Here is a 20638-nt window from a genome sequence, read left to right as displayed (position 1 = left end):
GGGAGAACCGTCCAGCCAAGGACTTGATGCCATGCGCTTCGGGCTCGACGAGGATCAGGTCGCCATCCGGGAGATGGCCCAGAACTTCGCGCGCGAGCACATCGCGCCGCACGCCCTCGACTGGGACGCGCGCAAGCACTTCCCCGTCGAGACTCTTCGCGCGGCGGCAGCTCTCGGCATGGCCGCGATCACCATCCGCGAGGATGTCGGCGGATCGGCCCTGAGCCGCGTCGACGCCAGCCTGATCTTCGAGGCTCTGGGCGAAGGCTGCCCGACGGTGGCGGCCTTCCTCTCGATCCACAACCTGTCGTCCTGGATCATCGACGCCTTCGGCAGCGAGGCGCAGCGCCGGCGCTGGCTGCCGTCGCTGACGCGGATGGACAGGATCGCCAGCTATTGCCTGACCGAGGCCGGCTCGGGCTCGGATGCCGCGGCGCTCCGAACCCGCGCGGTCCGCGACGGCGACGCCTACGTGCTGACCGGCGAGAAGCAGTTCATCTCGGGCGCCGGCGCCAGCGACCTCTACCTCGTCATGGCCCGGACCGGAGGCGAGGGCGCGAAGGGCGTCTCGGCGATCGTCGTCGAGAAGGGCACGCCCGGCCTCTCCTTCGGCGCCGACGAGCGCAAGATGGGCTGGAACGCCCAGCCGACCCGCGCGGTGCGCTTCGACCAGTGCCGGGTGCCCGTCGAGAACCGGCTGGGCGCCGAGGGCGACGGCTTCCGCTACGCCATGGCCGGGCTCGACGGCGGCCGCCTCAACATCGCCGCCTGCGCGCTGGGTGGCGCGCAATCGGCCCTCGACCGGACGCTCGCCTACATGGGCGACCGCCGCGCCTTCGGCCAGAAGCTCTCGGACTTCCAGGCGCTGCAGTTCCGGCTGGCCGACATGGCGACCGAGCTCGAGGTCGCCCGCGCGTTCCTGCGCCACGCGGCCGCCGCCCTCGACGCCAGGGCGCCGGAGGCGACCAAGCTCTGCGCCATGGCCAAGCGCCACGTGACGGACGCCGCGTTCCACGTCGCCAACGAGGCGCTGCAGCTCCACGGCGGCTACGGGTATCTCGCCGAGTACGGCATCGAGAAGATCGTCCGGGATCTGCGCGTCCACCAGATCCTGGAGGGCACCAACGAGATCATGCGGGTGATCATCGCCCGCGCGCTGCTCGGGGGGCGCTGATGCCCGACATCCTCGTCGAGCGCGTCGGCACGCTCGGGCGCATCCGCCTGAACCGGCCGAAGGCCTTGAACGCGCTGACCCACGGCATGGTCGGCGCGATCGATGCCGCCCTCGATCTTTTCGCCGCCGACGAAGGCGTCGCCGCGATCCTGCTCACCGGCGAAGGCGAGCGCGGCCTGTGCGCCGGCGGCGACCTGCGCTCGCTCTACGAGAGCGCGGGTTCAAGCTCCGCCGAGAACTTCTGGCGCGACGAGTATCGCCTCGATGCGCGGATCGCGCATTACGAAAAACCGTTCGTGGCGATCCTGGACGGGATCACCATGGGCGGCGGCGTCGGGCTGTCGGGCCATGCCGGCCACCGCGTCGTCACCGGGCGCTCCCGCATCGCCATGCCGGAGACCGGCATCGGCTACCTGCCCGACGTCGGCGGCACCTGGCTGCTGCCGCGCGTGCCCGGCGAGACCGGGACCTATCTCGGGCTGACCGGCGAGCCCATGGGCGCGGCCGACGCGATCTTCGCGGGGTTCGCCGACGCCTGCGTGCCCGCAGCGACGCTGCCCGCCCTGATCGAGGCGCTCGCCGCCCTCGCCCCGGAGGCCGGCCACGCCACCGTCCGGGCGGCGATCGACGCGCGCGCCGTCACGCCGGGGCCGGCCCCGCTCGCCGCGGCGCAAGCCGTCATCGACCGCTGCTTCGCGCACGATCGCGTCGAGGACATCCTGGCCGCGCTCGCCGGCGAAGGCTCCGAATTCGCCGGGCGGACGCGCGCGACGCTGCTGGAGAAGTCGCCGTCGAGCCTCGTGCTGACGCTGCGCCTGCTGCGTCTCGGCCGCGCGGCGACGACGCTGGAGGCCTGCCTGGAGCGCGAGTTCCACGCGTCCCTCGCCCTGCTGGCGGAGGGGGATTTTCGCGAGGGCATCCGCGCGGCGGTGATCGACAAGGACAAGGCGCCGCGCTGGTCGCCGCCGACCCTCGACGCGGTCGACCCCGAACGGATCGCCGGCTGGCTCGCGCCGCGGGCGGCCCCGGTCTTTTCGGTGCCGGACGACGTCTTGTCCCACCCTGCCCCCTCATCCTGAGGCGCCCGCGCCAGCGGGCCTCGAAGGAGGGCTCCAGGGATCGCAGCGGGACCTAGATCTCTCCTTCGAGGCCTCCGCTTCGCTCCGGCACCTCAGGATGAGGGGGGGATGGGAGCAAGGAACAAGGATCGGTCGTGCTCCAGGCAGAGCGCCGCCGTGAGAGACATACGGGAGGAACCCATGACGACGCGGCCCCAGACCATCGCCTTCATCGGGCTCGGCAACATGGGCGGCCCGATGGCGGCCAACCTCGTCCGCGCCGGGCACGCGGTCCGCGGGTTCGACCTCGCCCCGGCCTCGCTGGAGGCGGCGCGGGCCGAGGGCGTCGCCGTCGCCGGCTCGGTGCTGGAGGCGGTCGAGGGCGCGTCCGCGGTGGTGACGATGCTGCCGGCCGGCCGGCACGTGGTCGAGGTCTGGTCGCAGGTCGCCGGAGCGGTCCCCGCCGGCACCCTGCTGATCGATTCCTCGACGGTCGACGTCGCGAGCGCCCGAGAGGCCCACGCCCTGGCCGAGGCGCGCTCCTGCGCCGCGATCGACGCGCCGGTCTCCGGCGGCACCGGGGGCGCCAAGGCCGGGACGCTGACCTTCATGGCCGGCGGCTCGGAACAGGCCTTCGCCGCCGCCGAGCCGATCCTGAAGCGGATGGGCCGGAGCGTGTTCCATTGCGGCGCGGCCGGCGCCGGCCAGGCCGCCAAGATCTGCAACAACATGATCCTCGGCATCTCGATGATCGGCGTGTGCGAGGCCTTCGCGCTCGGCGAGAAGCTCGGGCTCTCGCAGCAGGCCCTGTTCGACGTGGCCTCGGTCTCGTCCGGGCAGTGCTGGTCGCTCACCACCTATTGCCCGGTGCCGGGGCCGGTGCCGACCTCGCCCGCCAACAGCGGCTACCGGCCGGGCTTCGCTGCCGCCCTGATGCTGAAGGACCTGCGCCTCGCGCAAGAAGCCGCCGGGACGGCCGGCGCCGCGACGCCCCTCGGCGCCGAGGCCGAGCGCCTCTATGCCCGGTTCGACGCGCAAGGCCACGGCGGGCAGGATTTCTCGGCGATCGTCCAGATGCTGCGCGGACCGCGCGAGGAGGTTTGACCATGCCGGAGAATCTGACCGGGGACGAGACGATCCTCATCGAGACGCGCGGGCGCGTCCGGCTCATCACCCTGAACCGGCCCAAGGCCTTGAACGCGATCAACGCGCAGCTCACCCGCGCGCTGATCGCGGCGGCGACCGCCGCCGATGCCGATCCGGGGATCGGCTGCATCGTCATCACCGGGTCGGCCAAGGCCTTCGCCGCCGGCGCCGACATCAAGGAGATGCAGGCGGCGACCTATGCCGAGATGTATGCCGGCGACCGCTTCGCCGACTGGGAGCGCTTCACGGCCCTGCGGACCCCGATCGTCGCGGCCGTGGCCGGCTTCGCGCTCGGCGGCGGCTGCGAGCTCGCGATGATGTGCGACCTGATCCTGGCCGCCGACACCGCGCAGTTCGGCCAGCCGGAGATCAAGCTCGGGGTGATGCCCGGAATCGGCGGCAGCCAGCGGCTGACCCGGTTCGTCGGCAAGGCCAAGGCGATGGAGATGTGCCTGACCGGCCGGATGATGGATGCGGCCGAGGCCGAGCGGGCCGGGCTGGTCTCGCGGGTCGTGCCCGCCGACGGGCTCGTCGCGGAGGCGATGCGGGTCGCCGAGACCATCGCCGGTATGTCCAAGCCGATCGCGATGATGACCAAGGAGGCGGTCAACCGCGCCTACGAGACCACGCTCACGGAAGGCGTGCGCTTCGAGCGGCGGGTGTTCCACGCGATGTTCGCCACCCAGGACCAGAAGGAGGGCATGGCCGCCTTCGTCGAGAAGCGCGCGCCCAAGTTCACGCACGGGTAGCGCCACTTCTCGCTACGGAGGCCGATCGTCTTCACGCATCGTCCCGGCCTCGAGCGAAACTCATCCGGCCCCGCCCCGTCATCCCGGGCTCGCCTCCGGCGCCCCGGGAGGACGGTGGGGGTTTTCGAACCGAAACGCGCGAGCCGGGCGGACGTGATAGCCCCCGCAGAGGGGAAAGAGGCTCCGCCGAAGCTTCAGTTCAGCAAAAGACTGATCGAACACAAGACAACGGAAAAGCCACCGAAAACCAGGGAGAACGCCGATGCCGAGCTTTCGCGAGTCCCGCGACTTTCTTCTGGCCCGCCGCACCGACTACGCGGCGGCCTATGCGGGCTTCCGATGGCCGGACGCGGCGGCGTTCAACTGGGCGCTCGACTGGTTCGACGCGGATCTCGCGACCCGCCCGGAGACCCGCGACCGCCCTGCCCTGTGGATCGTCGACGCGGCCTCGGGGGCGGAGACGAAGGTTTCGTTCTCGCAGATGAGCCGGCGCTCGAACCAGGTCGCCAACCGCCTGCGGTCGCTGGGCCTGCGACGCGGCGACACCCTGCTGCTGCTGCTCGGCAACGTGCCGGCCCTGTGGGAGACGATGCTGGCGGCGATGAAGCTCGGGGCGATCGTGATCCCGGCGACCACGCTGCTGACCGACGGCGAGCTCGCCGACCGGCTCGACCGCGGGCGGCCGCGGCTGATCGTGGCCGGGGCCGATCAGGTGCCGAAGTTCGAGGGCGTCGACCTGGGGCCGGTGGTGCGCCTGACGACCGGGCCGGCCGCGCCCGGCTGGCAGCCCTACGCGGCCGCATTCTCGGCCTCCGACGCGTTCGCGCCCGACGCGGCGACCGGCGCCGACGACCCGTTCCTGCTGTACTTCACCTCCGGCACCACGGCGAAGCCCAAGCTCGTGCGGCACAGCCACCGCTCGTATCCGGTCGGCAGCCTGTCGACGATGTACTGGCTCGGGCTGCAGCCCGGCGACGTCCATTGCAACGTCTCCTCCCCCGGCTGGGCCAAGCACGCCTGGTCCTCGGTCTTCGCCCCCTGGAACGCCGGCGCCACGGTGTTCGTGGTCAACCAGGCGCCGTTCTCGGCCCCTGCCCTGCTCGCGGTGCTCGCCCGCTGCCGCGTCACCACCCTGTGCGCGCCGCCGACGGTGTGGCGGCTGATGATCCAGGAGGACCTGACCGGGCACGACCTGGCGCTGCGCGAGGTCTGCGCCGCCGGCGAGCCGCTGAACCCGGAGGTGATCGAGCGGGTGCGCGACGCCTGGGGCCTGACCATCCGCGACGGCTACGGCCAGACCGAGACCACGGCCCAGGTCGCCAACACCCCGGGCCAGACGGTGAAGCCCGGCGCCATGGGCCGGCCGCTGCCGGGCTACACGGTCCGCATCCTCGACATCGACGATCAGCCGGCGGGCGAGGGCGAGGTCTGCCTCGCCCTCGGCGAGCACCGCCCGGCCGGCCTGATGCAGGGCTACGACGACGGCGCCGGCCACCTTTCCGGCGCGGACGGACCGCTCTACCGCACCGGCGACGTCGCCTTCGTCGAGCCGGACGGAACCCTGACCTTCGTCGGGCGCGCCGACGACGTGTTCAAGTCCTCCGGCTACCGCATCAGCCCGTTCGAGCTGGAGAGCGTGCTGATCGCGCATGCGGCGGTGGCCGAGGCGGCGGTGGTGCCGGCGCCCGACGCGATCCGCTACACGATCCCGAAGGCCTTCGTGTCGCTCGTCGACGGCGCGGAGGCGACGCGGGAGACCGCCCTCGACATCTTCCGCTTCACCAACGCGCGGCTCGCGACGTTCAAGCGGCTGCGGGCGATCGAGTTCGTCGCGGAGCTGCCCAAGACCATCTCCGGCAAGATCCGCCGGGTCCAGCTCCGGCGCCTGGAGCACGACGGCACCACCGACGACCCGTTCCGGGGCTTGGCCTTCGCGCAGTCGGACTTCCCGGAGCTGAAGGCCGACGAGCGGAAACCGGGCTGAGCGGTCCGGCTCAGCCGGCCGCCCGGGGAAGCCGTCCGCCGCGGGTCGTGCGCGGCGGATCGTAGGCGAGCGCCGCGTGCGCGGGCGACGGATGGCGGACCTTGGAGGGCCGGCCGGTCTCGCGCATCCGCCGGTCGGCTTCGGGCCAGTCCGGCAGGCCCGGCGCGATCCAGTGGGCGACCGAGGCCTCGTCGCACCAGCGGCTGAGCTTGCCCATCGCCGCGCGGTGGTCGCCGGCCAGCACGTAGGCGCGCATCGCCGCCTCGTCGGTCCAGGCGGTGACGGTCCAGAAGGTCAGCTTGGCGTCGTTGAGCAGCGCGCCGTCGCGGTAGCCGGCGGCCCTGGAGGCCTGCCGGCTCGACCGGATCGCGTACCACGCGAATCCGGGCACGAACCGCCAGCCGCGAAGCCGCAACCGGGTGAGGCTGATCCACGACATGGCGGCATCCCTCGCAGAGGGGCCGGCCGTACCACGTCCTGTGCCGTCCGTACCGCCGCGGAGCATCCTCAAGGGCGGCGGATGCCGGCCTGCGTGACGAACATGCGGCCCCTCAGCAGGTCAGACTCGTTTCCGCGATCGATCGATGAGGGCAACCGCTCTAGCCGCGGCGGCTGTCGAGGCGCGGACCGCCGAGGCTGATCCGGCTGCCCTGCGAACGGTGGTTGCCGTAGCTCGGGGCAGCGTAGGGGCGGCGCGACAGGTCGTAGAGGGTGTTGCCGACGAGGCCGGCGGCGCGGCGCAGCACCGCGCCGTCGCAGGTGGCCGCGATCCGGATGCCGAGCTCGTGGGTGTGGCTGCGGCCGTAGAGGTAGACCGCCAGCCGCGCGCGGGTCGCCTCGGGGATCTCGCAGACCATCGCCGACACGGTCTCCGGGTCGGCGCGGGAGATCCGGCCCAGCGCGTCGGGCGGCAGCGGGCACTCGGCGGTGGGGTCGTCGAAGCTGAGGGTCAGGGTCTGGGTCACCACGGTCGCTCCCGGCTTGAAGGCCACAGGATGGCGAGCGGATGGTTAACGAAGCGTAACGGCGTGTATCCGATCGTGTCCGGAGCGACGCCTTGCCGGGGCGCGCGTCTACGGCGCGCGGGCCTGCTCGCGCAGCACGAACTTCTGGATCTTGCCCGTGGCGGTCTTCGGCAGGGGGCCGAACACGATCCGCTTCGGCACCTTGAAGCGGGCGAGGCCGGCCCGGCAGAAGGCGACGATCTCGGCCTCGCTCGGCGGGGTCGCGCCGGCCTTGAGCTCCAGGAAGGCGCAGGGGCTCTCGCCCCATTTGGCGTCGGGCTGCGCCACCACGGCGGCGAGCATCACCGCGGGGTGGCGGGTCAGGACCTCCTCGATCTCCAGGCTGGAGATGTTCTCGCCGCCGGAGATGATGATGTCCTTGGCGCGGTCCTTGATCTCGATCTGCCCGTCGGGGTGCTGCACCGCGAGGTCGCCCGAGAGGTACCAGCCGTCGCGAAGCGTCGCGGCCGTCGCCTCGGGGTTCTTGAGGTAGCCCTTCATCACGGTGTTGCCGCGCAGGGCGATCTCGCCGACCGTGGCGCCGTCCCGCGGCACCGCCGCCAGCGTTCCGGGATCGACGACGCGCACGGCCTCGACCGTCGGCAGCGCCACGCCCTGGCGGGCCATGCGGCGGTGGCGCTCGCCGGGCTCCAACCGGTCCCAGTCGGGGCCGGGCACGCAGATCGTCGCCGGGCCGTAGCTTTCGGTGGCGCCGTAGAGGTGGGTCACCGCGAAGCCGGCCGCCTCCATCGCGGCGATCACGGTCGAGGGCGGCGCGGCGCCGCCCGTCGCGCAGCGCACCCGCTGCGGGAACGGCCTGCGCACGTCCGCGGGGGCGTTGACGATCATCGACAGCACGATCGGCGCGCCGCACAGATGCGTGACGCCGTGCTCGGCGATCGCCCGATAGATCGCAGCCGGCTCGACCCGGCGCAGGCAGACCTGGGTGCCGCCGGCCGCCACCACCGCCCAGGGGTAGGACCAGCCGCTGCAATGGAACATCGGCAGCGTCCAGAGATAGACGCTGCCCGGCGAGAGCCCGAAGGTGAGCGCGTTGCCGAGGGCCTGGAGGTAGGCGCCGCGGTGGCTGTAGACCGCGCCCTTCGGGTCGCCGGTGGTGCCCGAGGTGTAGAGCAGGCAGAGCGACTGCCACTCGTCGTCCGGCCCCGGCCCGACGAAGTCCGGGTCGCCCTCCGCGACGAGGTCCTCGTAGGCGAGGCCGCCGCCCCCGGGGTCGTCCACGGCGATCACCAGGATCGGGTTCGGGACGGCCTCCAGCGCCTCGGCGGCGAGCGCCCGGAACGGCGCGTCGACGATCAGCGCCCGCGCCCCGCCATGGGTCAGCGAGGCGGCGAGCGTGGCGGCGTCGAGGCGGGTGTTGAGCGGGTTCAGCACCCCGCCGAGCATCGGCACGGCAAAGTGCGCCTCGATCATCGCGGGCACGTTGCCGGCCAGGATCGCCACCGTGTCGAGCCGGCCGATCCCGCGCCCCCCCAGCGCCGCGGCGAGGCGGCGGCAGCGGGCGTCGAGCGCGCGGTAGGTCAGGCGCCGGTCGCCGTCGATCACCGCCAAGCGGTCGGCGAAGGCGTCGGCGGCGCGCGCCAGGAAGCTCACGGGCGTCAGCGCCGCGCAGTTCGCGGCCGAGCGGTCGAGCCCGGTTTCGAACGGGCTCATGCGCCCACCCTCCCCGCGCCTCCGCCGGCCCGGGTCACAGCGGACGCCGGGTGATCCGCGCGATCAGGCCGACGATGCCCTCGCGGAACAGCAGCACGCAGAGCACGAAGACCACGCCCTGGATGATCGTCACCCAGGCGCCGAACTGCGCAAGGTAGGTCTCCATCGTGACGATCACCAGCGCGCCGATGATCGGCCCGAACACCGTGCCCATGCCGCCGACCAGCGTCATCAGCACCACCTCGCCCGACATCGCCCAGTGCACGTCGGTGAGGGAGGCGAGCTGGAACACGATCGCCTTGGTGGAGCCGGCGAGCCCCGCGAGCGTCGCCGAGAGCACGAACACCGCGAGCTTGTACTGGTTCACCCGGTAGCCGAGCGAGATCGCGCGGGGCTCGTTGTCGCGGATCGCCTTCAGCACCTGCCCGAACGGCGAGTGGATGATGCGATAGATCAGCAGCAGGCCGCCCATGAACACCAGAGCCACGAGGCCGTAGAGTGCGCGGTCGTCGGCGAGGCTGATCGTGCCGAACAGGGCGCCGCGCGGCACCGCCTGGATCCCGTCCTCGCCGCCGGTGAACTTGGCCTGGAGCGAGAAGAAGAACGCCATCTGCGCGAGCGCCAGCGTGATCATCGAGAAGTAGATGCCCTGGCGCCGGATCGCGAGCGCCCCGAAGACCAGCCCGAGCAGCGCCGCCGTCAGCGTGCCGCAGAGGATCGCGAGTTCCGGGCTCAGGCCCCAGACCTTGGCCGCGTAGGCGCAGAGATAGCTCGCCATCCCGAAATACGCGGCGTGCCCGAAGGAGAGCAGGCCGCCGTAGCCGAGCAGAAGGTTGAACGCGAGCGCGAACAGCCCGAAGCACAGCACCTTCATCAGGAACACGGGGTAGAGCACGAACGGCGCCACCGCGAGGAACACGGCGATGCCGAGCATGATCCTGCGATGCAGGGCGCGGTCGTCCCTGCCTTCGGAAATGACCGGGGCGATGGCGGCGTCCGCGGGAGCGAGGGCGGCGGTGTCGGCCATGTCAGAATCCGTCTGTCTGGATGGCCATCGACCGTGAACGGCCGATGGCGTCCGCCGCACCTGCGGCGACGCGCGGTCGCGCTTGCCGCCGACCGCGCGTGGGCGGGCCGGCCTCGGCGCTCGTCGGCGTGGGCTGGCGCATCAGGCCGCCCGCCCGAACAGGCCGGCGGGCTTCACCAGCAGCACCAGCACCATGATCACGAAGATCACGGTGGCCGAGGCCTCGGGATAGAACACCTTGGTCAGCCCCTCGATCAGCCCGAGGCCGAACCCGGTGATGACCGAGCCGAGGATCGAGCCCATGCCGCCGATCACCACCACGGCGAAGACCACGATGATGATGTCGGCGCCCATGTTGGGGTTGACCGAGTAGATCGGCGCAGCGAGCACCCCGGCGAAGCCTGCGAGCGCGACGCCGAAGCCGTAGGTCAGGGTCAGGAACAGGGGCACGTTGACGCCGAAGGCCTGGACCAGGGTCGGGTTCTCGGTTGCCGCGCGCAGGTACGAGCCGAGCTTGGTCTTCTCGATGACGAGCCAAGTGGCCAGGCACACGGCCAGCGACGCGACCACGACCCAGGCGCGGTAGTTCGGCAGAAACATGAACGGCAGGCGCTGCCCGCCGGAGAGTTCCGGCGGGATCGCGTAGGGCAGGCCCGAGACGCCGTAGTAGTTGCGGAACAGCCCCTGGATGATCAGCGCCATGCCGAAGGTCAGCAGCAGGCCGTAGAGGTGGTCGAGCTTGTACAGGCGCGCGATCAGCACCCGCTCGAGCACGATGCCGAAGGCGCCGACGAGGAGCGGTGCCAGGGCCAGCGCCCACCAGTAGTTGACCCCGAGGTAGTTGAGCAGCATCCAGGCGACGAAGGCGCCCATCATGTACAGCGCCCCGTGGGCGAAGTTGATGATGTTCAGGAGCCCGAAGATGATCGCCAGCCCCAGGCTGAGGATCGCGTAGAACGAGCCGTTGATCAGCCCGAGCAGGAGCTGGCCGAACAGCGCCTGCATCGGCACGCCGAAGATCGTGGTCATCGCAACCCAGCCATCGTCTGCCCCGACGCCGCGGCGCGCCGTGCGCCGCGGGAGAACGCCAACCGCTCAGCCCTTTACGAGGGGGCAGCCGCCCTCGTTCAGCGGGCGGAACACCTCGTTGCCGGGGATGGTGGCCAGCAGCTTGTAGAGGTCCCACTCGCCCTTGGACTCGGCGGGCTTCTTGACCTCGAACAGGTACATGTCGTGGATCTTGCGCCCGTCGACGCGGATCGTGCCCTTGCCGAACAGCGGGTCGTCGGTCGGCATGTCCTTCATCCTGGCGACGACCCTGGCGCCGTCGGAGGCCGCCTTCAGCGCCTCCACCGCCTTGAGGTAGTGGAGCGTGCCTGCGTAGACGCCGGCATGGTTGGCGGTGGGCTTCTTGCCGCCCATCTGCTTGGCGAAGCGGTCCGAGAAGGCGCGGGTGGCGTCGGTGAGGTCCCAGTAGAACGGCTCGGTCAGGACGAGCCCCTGGGCCACCTTGGTGCCGAGCGAATGCACGTCGGAGGAGAAGACGAGGAGGCCGGCCAGCGCCTGCCCGCCCTCGGTGATGCCGAACTCGCCGGCCTGCTTGATCGCGTTGATGGTGTCGCCGCCGGCGTTGGCGAGCCCGATCACCTTGGCGCCCGACCCCTGCGCCTGCAGCAGGAACGAGGAGAAGTCGGCGGTCGGGAACGGGGTCTTGACCGAGCCGACGACCTTGCCGCCGTTCTTGGTGACGACCGCGGTGGTGTCGCGCTGGAGCGTCTGGCCGAAGACGTAGTCGGCGGTGAGGAAGAACCAGGTGTCGCCGCCGCGCTTGACCATGGCGCCGCCGGTGCCGTTGGCGAGCGCCACCGTGTCGTAGACCCAGTGCACGGTGTTGGGGGTGCATTGCACGCCGGTGAGGTCGGCGGTGCCGGCGCCGGTGTCGATGAAGGTCCTGTTCTTCTCCTTGGTGACCTGGTTGATCGCCAGGGCCACGGAGGAGGTCACGCCGTCGATGATCATGTCGACGCCGTCGCGGTCGTACCATTGCCGCGCGATCGCCGAGCCGACGTCGGGCTTGTTCTGGTGGTCGGCCGAGATGACCTCGACCTTGAGGCCCTTGTCGGCGGCCTTGAAGTCCTCGACCGCCATCCGGGCGGCCACGAGCGAGCCCTCGCCCGCGATGTCGGCGTAGACGCCGGAGCGGTCGGTGAGCACGCCGATCTTGACCGGCGTCTGACCCTGCGCGGCCGCCGCCGTCAGGGTCCCCAGCGCGGCGGCAAGCAGCATTCGTCTCAGCATCCGGTCCGTCCTCCTCGGTGCGCCGGCCGTTTTACGCGTCGGGGCCAAGTGCCCGTCCGTCGTCGGCCTCGTGCGTCGCGTTTCTCTTCGTATGAGGACTCTAGAAGTCCGTCGATGCCCGAGGTCTTCAGACCCCGAGATAGGCGTGGAGCTTGTCGATATTGGCGTCAAGCGCGTCGTTGGCGATCTCGTCGACCACCCGCCCCTGCTCGATCACCACGTGGCGGTCGGCGAGCGTCTGGGCGAAGCGGAAGTTCTGCTCGACGAGAACAATGGTGTAGCCGCGGCCCTTCAGCTCCCGGATCGTCCGGCCGATCTGCTGGACGATGACGGGGGCGAGCCCCTCGGTCGGCTCGTCCAGCAGGATCAGCTTGGCGCCGGTGCGCAGGATGCGGCCGATGGCCAGCATCTGCTGCTCGCCGCCCGAGAGCTTGGTGCCCTGGCTGCCGGCCCGCTCCGCGAGGTTCGGGAACAGGGTGTGGATCTCGGCCACCGACATGCCGCCCGGCTTCACGATCGGCGGCAGCATCAGGTTCTCGGCCACCGTGAGGCTCGCGAAGATTCCGCGCTCCTCCGGCACGTAGCCGAGGCCGAGCCGCGCGATGTTGCGCGAGGCCATCCCGATCGTCTCGACGCCCTCGTAGGTGATCGAGCCGGCGCGGCGCGCCAGGATGCCGATGATGGCGCGCAGCGTCGTGGTCTTGCCCGCGCCGTTGCGGCCCAGCAGCGTCACCACCTCGCCGGCCCGCACGTCGAGGTCGATCCCGTGCAGGACGTGGCTCTCGCCGTACCAGCCCTCCAGGCCGCGCACCGCCAGCAGGGCGTCCGAGCTCGCGCGCGGAACGGTCTTCAGCGCCGCCTCAGCCATGCCCGGCCCCGATATACGCCTCGATCACGCGCGGATCCTTCGACACGGTGGCGTAGTCGCCCTCCGCCAGCACCTGGCCGCGGGCGAGCACGGTGATCCGGTCGGAGAGCGAGGCGACCACCGACAGGTTGTGCTCGACCATCAGGATGGTGCGGTCCTTGCCGACCCGCCGGATCAGGGCCGCGGTGCGCTCGACGTCCTCGTGGCCCATCCCGGCCATCGGCTCGTCGAGCAACAGCATCTCGGGATCGAGCGCCAGGGTGGTGGCGATCTCGAGCGCGCGCTTGCGGCCGTAGGACAGCTCCACCGCCTGGTGGCCGGCGAATTCCGATAGGCCGACCTGGTCGACGAGGTCCAGGGCCTCGGCATCGAGGCGGCGCAGCACCGTCTCGGCGCGCCAGAAGTCGAAGGAGTCGCCGTGCTTGCGCCGCTGCAGCGCGATGCGGACGTTCTCCATCACCGTGAGGTGGGGGAACACCGCCGAGATCTGGAACGAGCGCACCAGCCCGAGCCGGGCGACGTCGGCCGGCTGCAGGCGGCTGATGTCGCGGCCCTTGTAATGGATCGCGCCGGCCGTGGGGCTGAGGAACTTGGTGAGAAGGTTGAAGCAGGTGGTCTTGCCGGCGCCGTTCGGGCCGATCAGCGCGTGGATGGTGCCGCGCACAACCTCGAGCGTCACGCCGTTGACGGCGCGGAACCCCTTGAACTCCTTGGTCAACCTGGTCGTGGACAGGATGATGTCCTGTGCCAAACGCAACCCTCCCCTGCATCTTTAGCAGGATGTATCGCCGGAAGCGCCGGCGGCGTCCATCGCGTTTTCGAAGGCGGCGCGAACATTCCCCGGCCGATGACACCCCTTCCGGCAGCGGAAAGCGTGACAGTCAGGGGCAGGTTGTCCGGCCGGCGCTTGCCGGCCGCATCGCAGAATGCCAGTCTGACCGCGTCCGCATAAAGCGATACGGGAGAGCCCAGATCGGTCCGACGACCGATCATGGCGCCGACGGAGCAACCACCCCCGGAAACTCTCAGGCACAATCACCGTATCGTTGGACGATCTGGAGAGAGGCGCCACCTGGCGCCCACCGAAGGAGAAACCTCGGAGACCGCCGACGCGGCGTCCGGGGGAAGCTCTCAGGTAACCGCGACAGATGGGGGCATCCGAGGAACGCATCCGCGTTCTTCGGCGGCTCGTCGTCGTGGAAACACCAGATGCATGCGGACCCCCTCGCGACCGTCGACACCCCCCGCGCTTCCGGCCTGCTGCGCAACCCGCTGCACGCCCTGCATCTGCGCCGCGGCGCGCGGATGGTGCCGTTCTCCGGCTACGACATGCCGTTGCACTATCCCGCCGGGCTGCTGAAGGAGCACATTCACACCCGCGCGAACGCCGGCCTGTTCGACGTGTCCCATATGGGCCAGATCGCGCTCGCGGCGGACGACCCGGCCGAGGCCGCCCGCGCCCTCGAGGCCCTGATCCCGGCCGACATCGTCGGGCTGAAGCCCGGCCGGCAGCGCTACGGCCTGCTGACCGACGCCGCCGGCGGCATCCGCGACGACCTGATGGTGGGCAATCTCGGCGACCGGCTGGTGCTGGTGGTCAACGCTGCCAACAAGGCGGCCGACCTCGCCCATCTCCGGGCCTACCTTCCCGCCGCGGTGACGGCGACGGCGCTCGACCGCGCGCTGATCGCGCTCCAGGGCCCGAAGGCGGAAGCCGCCCTGGCGCGCATCGCCCCGCAGGTCGCGGCGATGCGCTTCATGGATGCGGCGGAGGTTCCGATCCTCGGGCATGCCTGCCTCGTGACCCGCTCCGGCTACACCGGCGAGGACGGCTTCGAGATCTCGCTGCCGGACGTCGCCGCCGAGGCCGTCGCCGAGGCCCTGCTCGCGGACGCGGCGGTGATGCCGATCGGGCTCGGCGCCCGCGATTCGCTTCGGCTCGAAGCTGGCCTGTGCCTGCACGGCGCCGATATCGGCCCCGACACCTCGCCGGTCGAAGCCGGCCTGGCCTGGGCGATCCCGTCCGTGCGCCGCATCGGCGGCGCGCGCGCCGGCGGCTTCCCGGGCGACGCCCGGATCCTCGCCGAGATCGCCGCCGGCCCGTCCCGCCGCCGCGTCGGCCTGCGCCCGGAGGGGCGCAGCCCGGTGCGGGCGGGGGCACCGCTGTTTGCCGAGGAGGCCGGCACCGAGCCCGTCGGCACCGTCACCTCCGGCGGCTTCGGCCCGAGCCTCGGCGCGCCGGCGGCGATGGCGATGCTGCCCGTCGCGCTCGGGACCGACGGCACCCGCGTCTTCGCCGAGGTCCGCGGCCAGCGCCTGCCGGTTCGGGTCGTCCCCCTCCCCTTCGTCCCGGCTGGGTTCAAGCGCGGCCGGATCTGAAACATCCCGTCAGGAGCAAGACCATGCTGCGATTCACCGACGCGCACGAGTGGCTGAGGGCGGAGGGCGAGGTCGTCACCGTCGGCATCACGGCGCATGCCGCCGAGCAGCTCGGCGACCTCGTCTTCATCGAGCTGCCGAAGGTCGGCGCCAAGCTGTCGAAGGGCGAGGCGGCGGCCGTCGTCGAATCGGTCAAGGCGGCCTCGGACGTCTACGCCCCGCTCTCGGGCGAGGTCGTCGCGGTCAACGACGCGGCGGCGGGCGACCCGGCCGCCGTCGGCACCGATCCGCAAGGGGCCGGCTGGCTCTACCGCCTGCGCCTCGACGACCCGTCCGAGATGGACGGGCTGATGGACGAGGCCGCCTACGCCGCCCTGCCGAAGTAACCGCCTGCGACGCTCCGCCGCCGGCGCCGACGCGCCGGCGGCCTTATCGCCCTTCCAAGCCGGGATGCCGCCATGACCGCGCTTTACGACCCCTACGACTTCGCCAACCGCCGCCACATCGGCCCGACCCATGCCGAGATCGACGCGATGCTCTCGGTGGTCGCGGCCCCGAGCCTGGAGGCGCTGATCGACGACACCCTGCCCCCCGACATCCGGCAGGCGCGGCCGCTCGCGGACGACCTCGCCTTCGGCCCCGCGCTGACCGAGCGCCGGGCGATCGAGCGGATGCGCGAGATCGCCGACCGCAACCGGGTCCTCGTCTCGCTGATCGGCCAGGGCTACCACGGCACGACGATGCCGCCGGCGATCCAGCGCAACATCTTCGAGAACCCGGCCTGGTACACCGCCTACTCGCCCTACCAGCCGGAGATCAGCCAGGGACGGCTCGAGGCGCTGATCAACTTCCAGACGCTGGTCTGCGACCTCACCGGCCTCGACGTCGCCAACGCCTCGCTGCTGGACGAGGCCACAGCCGCCGCCGAGGCGATGGGCATGGCCCGCCGCGTCGCCAGCTCGAAGGCCGAGGCCTTCTTCGTCGACCGCGACTGCCTGCCCCAGACCATCGCGGTGCTGCGGACGCGCGCCGCGCCGATGGGCTGGCGCATCGTCGTCGGCGATCCCCTCGCCGACCTCGACCCGGAAGCGGTCTTCGGGGCGATCTTCCAGTATCCCGGCGTCTGCGGCGCGATCCACGACGTCTCGCGGCCGATCGCGGCCCTGCACGCGGCCGGCGCCATCGCCGCGGTCGCGGCCGATCCGCTGGCCCTGACACTGCTGAGGTCGCCCGGCGAGATGGGCGCCGACATCGCGATCGGCTCGATGCAGCGCTACGGCGTGCCGATGGGGTTCGGCGGACCGCACGCCGCCTACATGGCGACCCGCGACGCGCACAAGCGCGCGCTGCCCGGGCGCCTCGTCGGCGTCTCGGTCGACGCCCACGGACACCGTGCCTACCGCCTCGCGCTGCAGACCCGCGAGCAGCACATCCGCCGGGAGAAGGCGACCTCGAACATCTGCACCGCGCAGGTGCTGCTCGCCGTCATCGCCTCGATGTACGCGGTGTTCCACGGCCCCGCCGGGCTGAAGGCCATCGCCCAGCGCGTCCACCGCGACGCGGTGCGCCTCGCCCAGGGGCTCGCGGCGTTGGGCTTCACGGTCGAGCCCGAGCACTTCTTCGACACGATCACCGTCCGGGTCGGGGCGTTCCAGGGCGTGATCCTGGCCCAGGCGGTCGCCAACGGGGTGAACCTGCGCAAGGTCGGCGACGACCGGATCGGCATCACGGTGGACGAGCGCACCCGCCCCGACATCCTGCAGGCGGTCTGGTGCGCCTTCGGGGCGACGGATCCGATCTACGACGAGGCCTGGCCCGCGTCCCGGCTGCCGGACGGCCTTGTCCGCACCTCCGCCTACCTCACGCACCCGATCTTCCACATGAACCGGGCCGAGAGCGAGATGACGCGCTACATGCGCCGCCTCGCCGACCGCGACCTGGCGCTCGACCGGGCGATGATCCCGCTCGGCTCCTGCACGATGAAGCTCAACGCCACCGCCGAGATGCTGCCGATCTCCTGGCCGGAATTCTCGGAGATCCATCCGTTCGTGCCGGCCGATCAGGCCGCCGGGTATCACGAGCTCATCGGCGACCTGTCCGGGAAGCTGTGCGCGATCACCGGCTACGACGCGATCTCGATGCAGCCGAATTCCGGCGCGCAGGGCGAGTATGCCGGGCTGCTCGCGATCCGGCGCTACCACCTCTCCCGCGGCGCGGCGCACCGGACGATCTGCCTGATCCCGTCCTCGGCCCACGGCACCAACCCGGCCTCGGCGCAGATGTGCGGGATGAGCGTGGTGGTCGTCGGCGCCGACGCGAACGGCAACATCGACGTCGCGGATTTCCGCGCCAAGGCCGAGCGGCATTCCGACAACCTCGCGGCCTGCATGATCACCTACCCCTCGACCCACGGGGTGTTCGAGGTGCGGGTGCGCGAGCTCTGCGACGTCGTCCACGCCCATGGCGGCCAGGTGTACCTCGACGGGGCCAACCTCAACGCGCTGGTCGGGCTGGCCCGGCCCGGCGACATCGGCGCCGACGTCAGCCACCTCAACCTGCACAAGACCTTCTGCATCCCGCACGGCGGCGGCGGGCCCGGCATGGGGCCGATCGGCGTCAAGGCACACCTGATCCCGTTCCTGCCCTCCGATCCGCGCTCGGGCGAGGAGGGGGCGGTCTCGGCGGCCCCCTACGGCTCGGCCTCGATCCTGCCGATCTCCTGGAGCTACTGCCTGATGATGGGCGGGCGCGGCCTCGCCCAGGCGACCCGCGTCGCGATCCTCAACGCCAACTACATCGCCGCCCGGCTCGGCCGCGCCTACCCGATCCTCTACGCTGGCGCCAACGGCCGGGTCGCGCACGAGTGCATCGTCGACGTGCGCCCCTTCCAGAAGAGCGCCGGCATCACGGTCGAGGACATCGCCAAGCGCCTGATCGATTGCGGCTTCCACCCGCCGACCATGAGCTGGCCGGTGGCCGGCACGCTGATGATCGAGCCGACCGAATCCGAGACCCAGGCCGAGATCGATCGCTTCTGCGACGCGATGCTGGCGATCCGCGACGAGATCCGCGCCATCGAGGAGGGCCGCGCGGACCGGGCGGACAACCCCCTCAAGCACGCGCCGCACACGGTCCAGGACCTGATCGGCGCCTGGGAGCGGCCCTATTCGCGGGAGGCGGCCTGCTTCCCGTCGGGCGCGCGCGGCATCGACAAGTACTGGCCGCCGGTCAACCGCGTCGACAACGCCTACGGCGACCGCAACCTGATGTGCTCCTGCCCGGCCCCCGACAGCTACGAGGCCGCGGCGGAGTGAACCGACGCCCGCCGCGCCCCTCGGCGACGACGCGTTCCGGCCGCCGGCCGGCACGCACCCGACGTTTCGGGAGCCTCGAATGACGGTTCCGCGCCATTTGCCGACTCTTTGAGCGCCGAATGCCCGTTCCGGCACTTTCGCATGAGGAACATTCACCTCTACCGGTATTTGGAAAGTCTTTCCTCCTCGCGGCGGAGCGCCCCATGAAGATCCGGACCGGCTACACGATCGGCTACGACACGTTCGGCCCGACGGCGCTCACCTACCAGCTCAACGTCCACCCCTCGCGGGCGATCGACCTGCTCACCTCCGACGCGATGCGGGTCGATCCGCCGGTGCCGATGCGGACCTACACCGACGGGTTCGGCAACACCTGCGTGCGGCTGCTGTCGCCGGGCGGGCGCATCACGGTGTCGGCCGACTTCCTGATCGTCGACAGCGGCGAGCTCGACGCCTACGAGCCGACCGCGCAGCAATTCGCGGTGCCGGACCTGCCCGACGACGTGCTCGTGTTCCTGCTGGGCTCGCGCTATTGCGAGACCGACAAGCTCTCCGGCATCGCGTGGTCGCTGTTCGGCAACACGCAAGAGGGCTGGGCCCGGGTGCAGGCGATCGTCACCTGGGTGCACCAGCGCATCCGCTTCGACTACCAGCTCGCCGACGCCACCCGCTCGGCCTTCGACGGCTACAACCAGCAGGTCGGCGTCTGCCGCGACTACGCGCACCTCGCCGTCGCCCTGTGCCGCTGCATGAACATTCCGGCGCGCTACTGCACCGGCTATCTCGGCGACATCGGCGTGCCGGTCGACATCAACCCGATGGACTTCTCCGCCTGGTTCGAGGTCTACCTGAACGGCCCGAACGGTGGCCGCTGGTACACCTTCGACGCCCGCCACGACGCGCGCCGGATCGGCCGCATTGTCATCGCGCGCGGCCGCGACGCCACCGACGTCGCGATCTCCACCAGCTTCGGCACGGCGCTGCTGGCGCAGTTCGACGTCCACACCGACGCGGTGCCCGACGACTTCGTGCTGATGCAGGCCGCCTGAGCGTCCGCCCGCGCCAGGGCATCCCGCCGCAGCGACGGATCGCGGGATGGCCGCGCGGGACTCCCCCCGGTATCCGCCCGCCATGGATCCGACCGCGCTCGCCCTGATGGCCACCGCCCTCACCTATTCCGGCTACCTCGTGCTGCTCGGGTGGCGCTGACGAGCGTGTTCCATCTCGCCGCGGCGAAGACGGGTTTGGATGCCTGGGCCGGCTCGAGCCCGTGAAGCTGCATCGTCGGGCACTTCGGGCCGCGTGGGCAGTGGTTCGAGTCCTGGGACGATGCCGGCGACGGGCTTCGCGCAGGCGATTCCTGTCCCAAGCCGCATCGGCCGTGACGATGTCGACCCGAAGGTGGGTGATCAGGCTCTCGGCCTGAGGCGCACCGCCCCTCCGGCCCGCGCCGAGGGTGAAGCACAACCGGGCAGCCTGGGCCGTGCAAGGCGAAATGGATCCGACTGCTCCGCCGGCCGCGCGAACGTCCGAGCGCCGGGTCGGACGCGGCTCGATCGCCGGCCCCCGGCGCCGACCGAAGGCCGGCGGGCGCGCGCGATGGTGGCATCCACGATCGGGTCTTCGAAGCCGGGATCGTCCGACAGCGCCCCGGAGATCTGCCGCCACCCCCCTCTCCGGTTCCGGCAGCCGAACCGACGAAGCACGCCGTTCTGCTCGGAGCCTCCGGCGGATCGCGTCGAGGCCAGCCGCGGCGCTGGATCCAGAGGACGCCCCCGACGAACGTCCGGTCGTCGCACCGGGCCGCGCCCTTCAGGTCCGGCCCCCCCAATGATCAGGGGCGCCCAGCGCTTCCACGGCCCGTCGCCGAGAACCAATAAATATAATTTTTCTAAGTAACTTCTTCAGTAATCAAAAACCGACTTGTATATCGCAATAAATCAAGGTATTTCATGAGGCGCAT

Annotated in this window: 17 protein-coding genes and 1 riboswitch; of the genes, 9 read left to right on the top strand and 8 right to left on the bottom strand. The window is 71.2% G+C overall.

Translation table 11 applies throughout. From position 1 onward, the window contains the following. Positions 1-31 precede the first annotated feature (31 nt). The 5 genes from MKK70_RS15770 to MKK70_RS15750 all read left to right on the top strand — a co-directional run bounded on the left by MKK70_RS15770 (position 32) and on the right by MKK70_RS15750 (position 6111). The gene (locus MKK70_RS15770) at positions 32-1174 is read left to right on the top strand and encodes an acyl-CoA dehydrogenase family protein (protein ID WP_243933202.1); all 1143 of its coding nucleotides are present in this window, start codon (positions 32-34) and stop codon (positions 1172-1174) included. Beyond that, complete coding sequence (locus MKK70_RS15765; RefSeq protein WP_243948814.1) at positions 1174-2253, top strand: enoyl-CoA hydratase/isomerase family protein; 1080 nt, start codon at positions 1174-1176, stop codon at positions 2251-2253. The genes MKK70_RS15770 and MKK70_RS15765 overlap by 1 nt, the downstream gene beginning before the upstream one ends. Positions 2254-2433: 180 nt before the next feature. Further along, positions 2434-3336, top strand: a complete 903-nt coding sequence (gene mmsB, locus MKK70_RS15760; protein WP_147728088.1) for a 3-hydroxyisobutyrate dehydrogenase — start codon at positions 2434-2436, stop codon at positions 3334-3336. 2 nt (positions 3337-3338) lie between these two features. After that, on the top strand, positions 3339-4127 hold the full coding sequence (locus tag MKK70_RS15755) for an enoyl-CoA hydratase (RefSeq protein WP_147728087.1): 789 nt from the start codon (positions 3339-3341) through the stop codon (positions 4125-4127). Positions 4128-4389: 262 nt separating this feature from the next. Next, positions 4390-6111, top strand: coding sequence for an AMP-binding protein (locus MKK70_RS15750; protein WP_147728086.1), 1722 nt, complete (start codon positions 4390-4392; stop codon positions 6109-6111). A 10-nt stretch (positions 6112-6121) separates the two neighbouring features. Here MKK70_RS15750 and MKK70_RS15745 read toward each other — a convergent pair whose 3' ends face one another. From MKK70_RS15745 to MKK70_RS15710, 8 genes are all read right to left on the bottom strand, one after another. Next, positions 6122-6550 (bottom strand): DUF3291 domain-containing protein, encoded by a 429-nt coding sequence (locus MKK70_RS15745; RefSeq protein WP_147728085.1) that lies wholly within the window; start codon positions 6548-6550, stop codon positions 6122-6124. A gap of 160 nt (positions 6551-6710) precedes the next feature. Continuing rightward, positions 6711-7076, bottom strand: a complete 366-nt coding sequence (locus MKK70_RS15740; RefSeq protein ID WP_147728084.1) for a hypothetical protein — start codon at positions 7074-7076, stop codon at positions 6711-6713. Between the two features lie 108 nt (positions 7077-7184). Beyond that, entirely contained in the window at positions 7185-8789 is a 1605-nt protein-coding gene (locus tag MKK70_RS15735) for an AMP-binding protein (protein WP_147859257.1), read from the bottom strand. A 34-nt stretch (positions 8790-8823) separates the two neighbouring features. Beyond that, positions 8824-9816, bottom strand: coding sequence for a branched-chain amino acid ABC transporter permease (locus MKK70_RS15730; RefSeq protein ID WP_147728195.1), 993 nt, complete (start codon positions 9814-9816; stop codon positions 8824-8826). Between the two features lie 141 nt (positions 9817-9957). Continuing rightward, positions 9958-10845 carry a branched-chain amino acid ABC transporter permease gene (locus tag MKK70_RS15725; RefSeq protein ID WP_147728196.1) on the bottom strand — a complete coding sequence of 296 codons (888 nt, stop codon included), beginning with the start codon at positions 10843-10845 and terminating at the stop codon, positions 9958-9960. A gap of 66 nt (positions 10846-10911) precedes the next feature. Beyond that, on the bottom strand, positions 10912-12114 hold the full coding sequence (locus MKK70_RS15720) for an ABC transporter substrate-binding protein (protein WP_147728197.1): 1203 nt from the start codon (positions 12112-12114) through the stop codon (positions 10912-10914). 127 nt (positions 12115-12241) lie between these two features. Continuing rightward, entirely contained in the window at positions 12242-12982 is a 741-nt protein-coding gene (locus tag MKK70_RS15715) for an ABC transporter ATP-binding protein (RefSeq protein WP_147728198.1), read from the bottom strand. After that, a complete protein-coding gene (locus tag MKK70_RS15710; RefSeq protein WP_147728199.1) occupies positions 12975-13733 on the bottom strand; it encodes an ABC transporter ATP-binding protein in 759 nt (252 codons plus the stop codon). Before MKK70_RS15710 ends, MKK70_RS15715 begins: the two co-directional genes overlap by 8 nt. A gap of 198 nt (positions 13734-13931) precedes the next feature. Further along, positions 13932-14033: riboswitch (glycine riboswitch) on the top strand. 158 nt (positions 14034-14191) lie between these two features. On the opposite strand from MKK70_RS15710, the gene gcvT reads away from it, so the two are divergent. From gcvT to MKK70_RS15690, 4 genes are all read left to right on the top strand, one after another. After that, on the top strand, positions 14192-15361 hold the full coding sequence (gene gcvT / locus MKK70_RS15705) for a glycine cleavage system aminomethyltransferase GcvT (RefSeq protein WP_147859256.1): 1170 nt from the start codon (positions 14192-14194) through the stop codon (positions 15359-15361). Between the two features lie 23 nt (positions 15362-15384). After that, a complete protein-coding gene (gene gcvH, locus MKK70_RS15700) occupies positions 15385-15747 on the top strand; it encodes a glycine cleavage system protein GcvH (protein ID WP_147725808.1) in 363 nt (120 codons plus the stop codon). A 72-nt stretch (positions 15748-15819) separates the two neighbouring features. After that, positions 15820-18675 (top strand): aminomethyl-transferring glycine dehydrogenase, encoded by a 2856-nt coding sequence (gene gcvP, locus MKK70_RS15695; RefSeq protein ID WP_147725809.1) that lies wholly within the window; start codon positions 15820-15822, stop codon positions 18673-18675. A 203-nt stretch (positions 18676-18878) separates the two neighbouring features. Next, the gene (locus MKK70_RS15690; protein WP_147725810.1) at positions 18879-19724 is read left to right on the top strand and encodes a transglutaminase-like domain-containing protein; all 846 of its coding nucleotides are present in this window, start codon (positions 18879-18881) and stop codon (positions 19722-19724) included. Positions 19725-20638: the final 914 nt, after the last annotated feature.

This window comes from Methylobacterium sp. E-041, from assembly GCF_022829665.1.
In the GTDB taxonomy this organism is placed as follows: Bacteria; Pseudomonadota; Alphaproteobacteria; order Rhizobiales; family Beijerinckiaceae; genus Methylobacterium.
This window is presented reverse-complemented; position numbering and strand designations above follow the sequence as displayed.

Excerpts from the sequence above, each read along its gene's own strand:
- MKK70_RS15720 (WP_147728197.1), bottom strand. The coding sequence starts at position 12,114 with ATGCTGAGACGAATGCTGCTTGCCGCCGCGCTGGGGACCCTGACGGCG.
- MKK70_RS15715 (WP_147728198.1), bottom strand. The coding sequence starts at position 12,982 with ATGGCTGAGGCGGCGCTGAAGACCGTTCCGCGCGCGAGCTCGGACGCC.
- mmsB (WP_147728088.1), top strand. The coding sequence starts at position 2,434 with ATGACGACGCGGCCCCAGACCATCGCCTTCATCGGGCTCGGCAACATG.
- MKK70_RS15725 (WP_147728196.1), bottom strand. The coding sequence starts at position 10,845 with ATGACCACGATCTTCGGCGTGCCGATGCAGGCGCTGTTCGGCCAGCTC.
- MKK70_RS15735 (WP_147859257.1), bottom strand. The coding sequence starts at position 8,789 with ATGAGCCCGTTCGAAACCGGGCTCGACCGCTCGGCCGCGAACTGCGCG.
- gcvT (WP_147859256.1), top strand. The coding sequence starts at position 14,192 with ATGCATGCGGACCCCCTCGCGACCGTCGACACCCCCCGCGCTTCCGGC.
- MKK70_RS15755 (WP_147728087.1), top strand. The coding sequence starts at position 3,339 with ATGCCGGAGAATCTGACCGGGGACGAGACGATCCTCATCGAGACGCGC.
- MKK70_RS15765 (WP_243948814.1), top strand. The coding sequence starts at position 1,174 with ATGCCCGACATCCTCGTCGAGCGCGTCGGCACGCTCGGGCGCATCCGC.
- gcvP (WP_147725809.1), top strand. The coding sequence starts at position 15,820 with ATGACCGCGCTTTACGACCCCTACGACTTCGCCAACCGCCGCCACATC.
- MKK70_RS15745 (WP_147728085.1), bottom strand. The coding sequence starts at position 6,550 with ATGTCGTGGATCAGCCTCACCCGGTTGCGGCTTCGCGGCTGGCGGTTC.
- MKK70_RS15770 (WP_243933202.1), top strand. The coding sequence starts at position 32 with ATGCGCTTCGGGCTCGACGAGGATCAGGTCGCCATCCGGGAGATGGCC.
- MKK70_RS15690 (WP_147725810.1), top strand. The coding sequence starts at position 18,879 with ATGAAGATCCGGACCGGCTACACGATCGGCTACGACACGTTCGGCCCG.
- gcvH (WP_147725808.1), top strand. The coding sequence starts at position 15,385 with ATGCTGCGATTCACCGACGCGCACGAGTGGCTGAGGGCGGAGGGCGAG.
- MKK70_RS15730 (WP_147728195.1), bottom strand. The coding sequence starts at position 9,816 with ATGGCCGACACCGCCGCCCTCGCTCCCGCGGACGCCGCCATCGCCCCG.
- MKK70_RS15750 (WP_147728086.1), top strand. The coding sequence starts at position 4,390 with ATGCCGAGCTTTCGCGAGTCCCGCGACTTTCTTCTGGCCCGCCGCACC.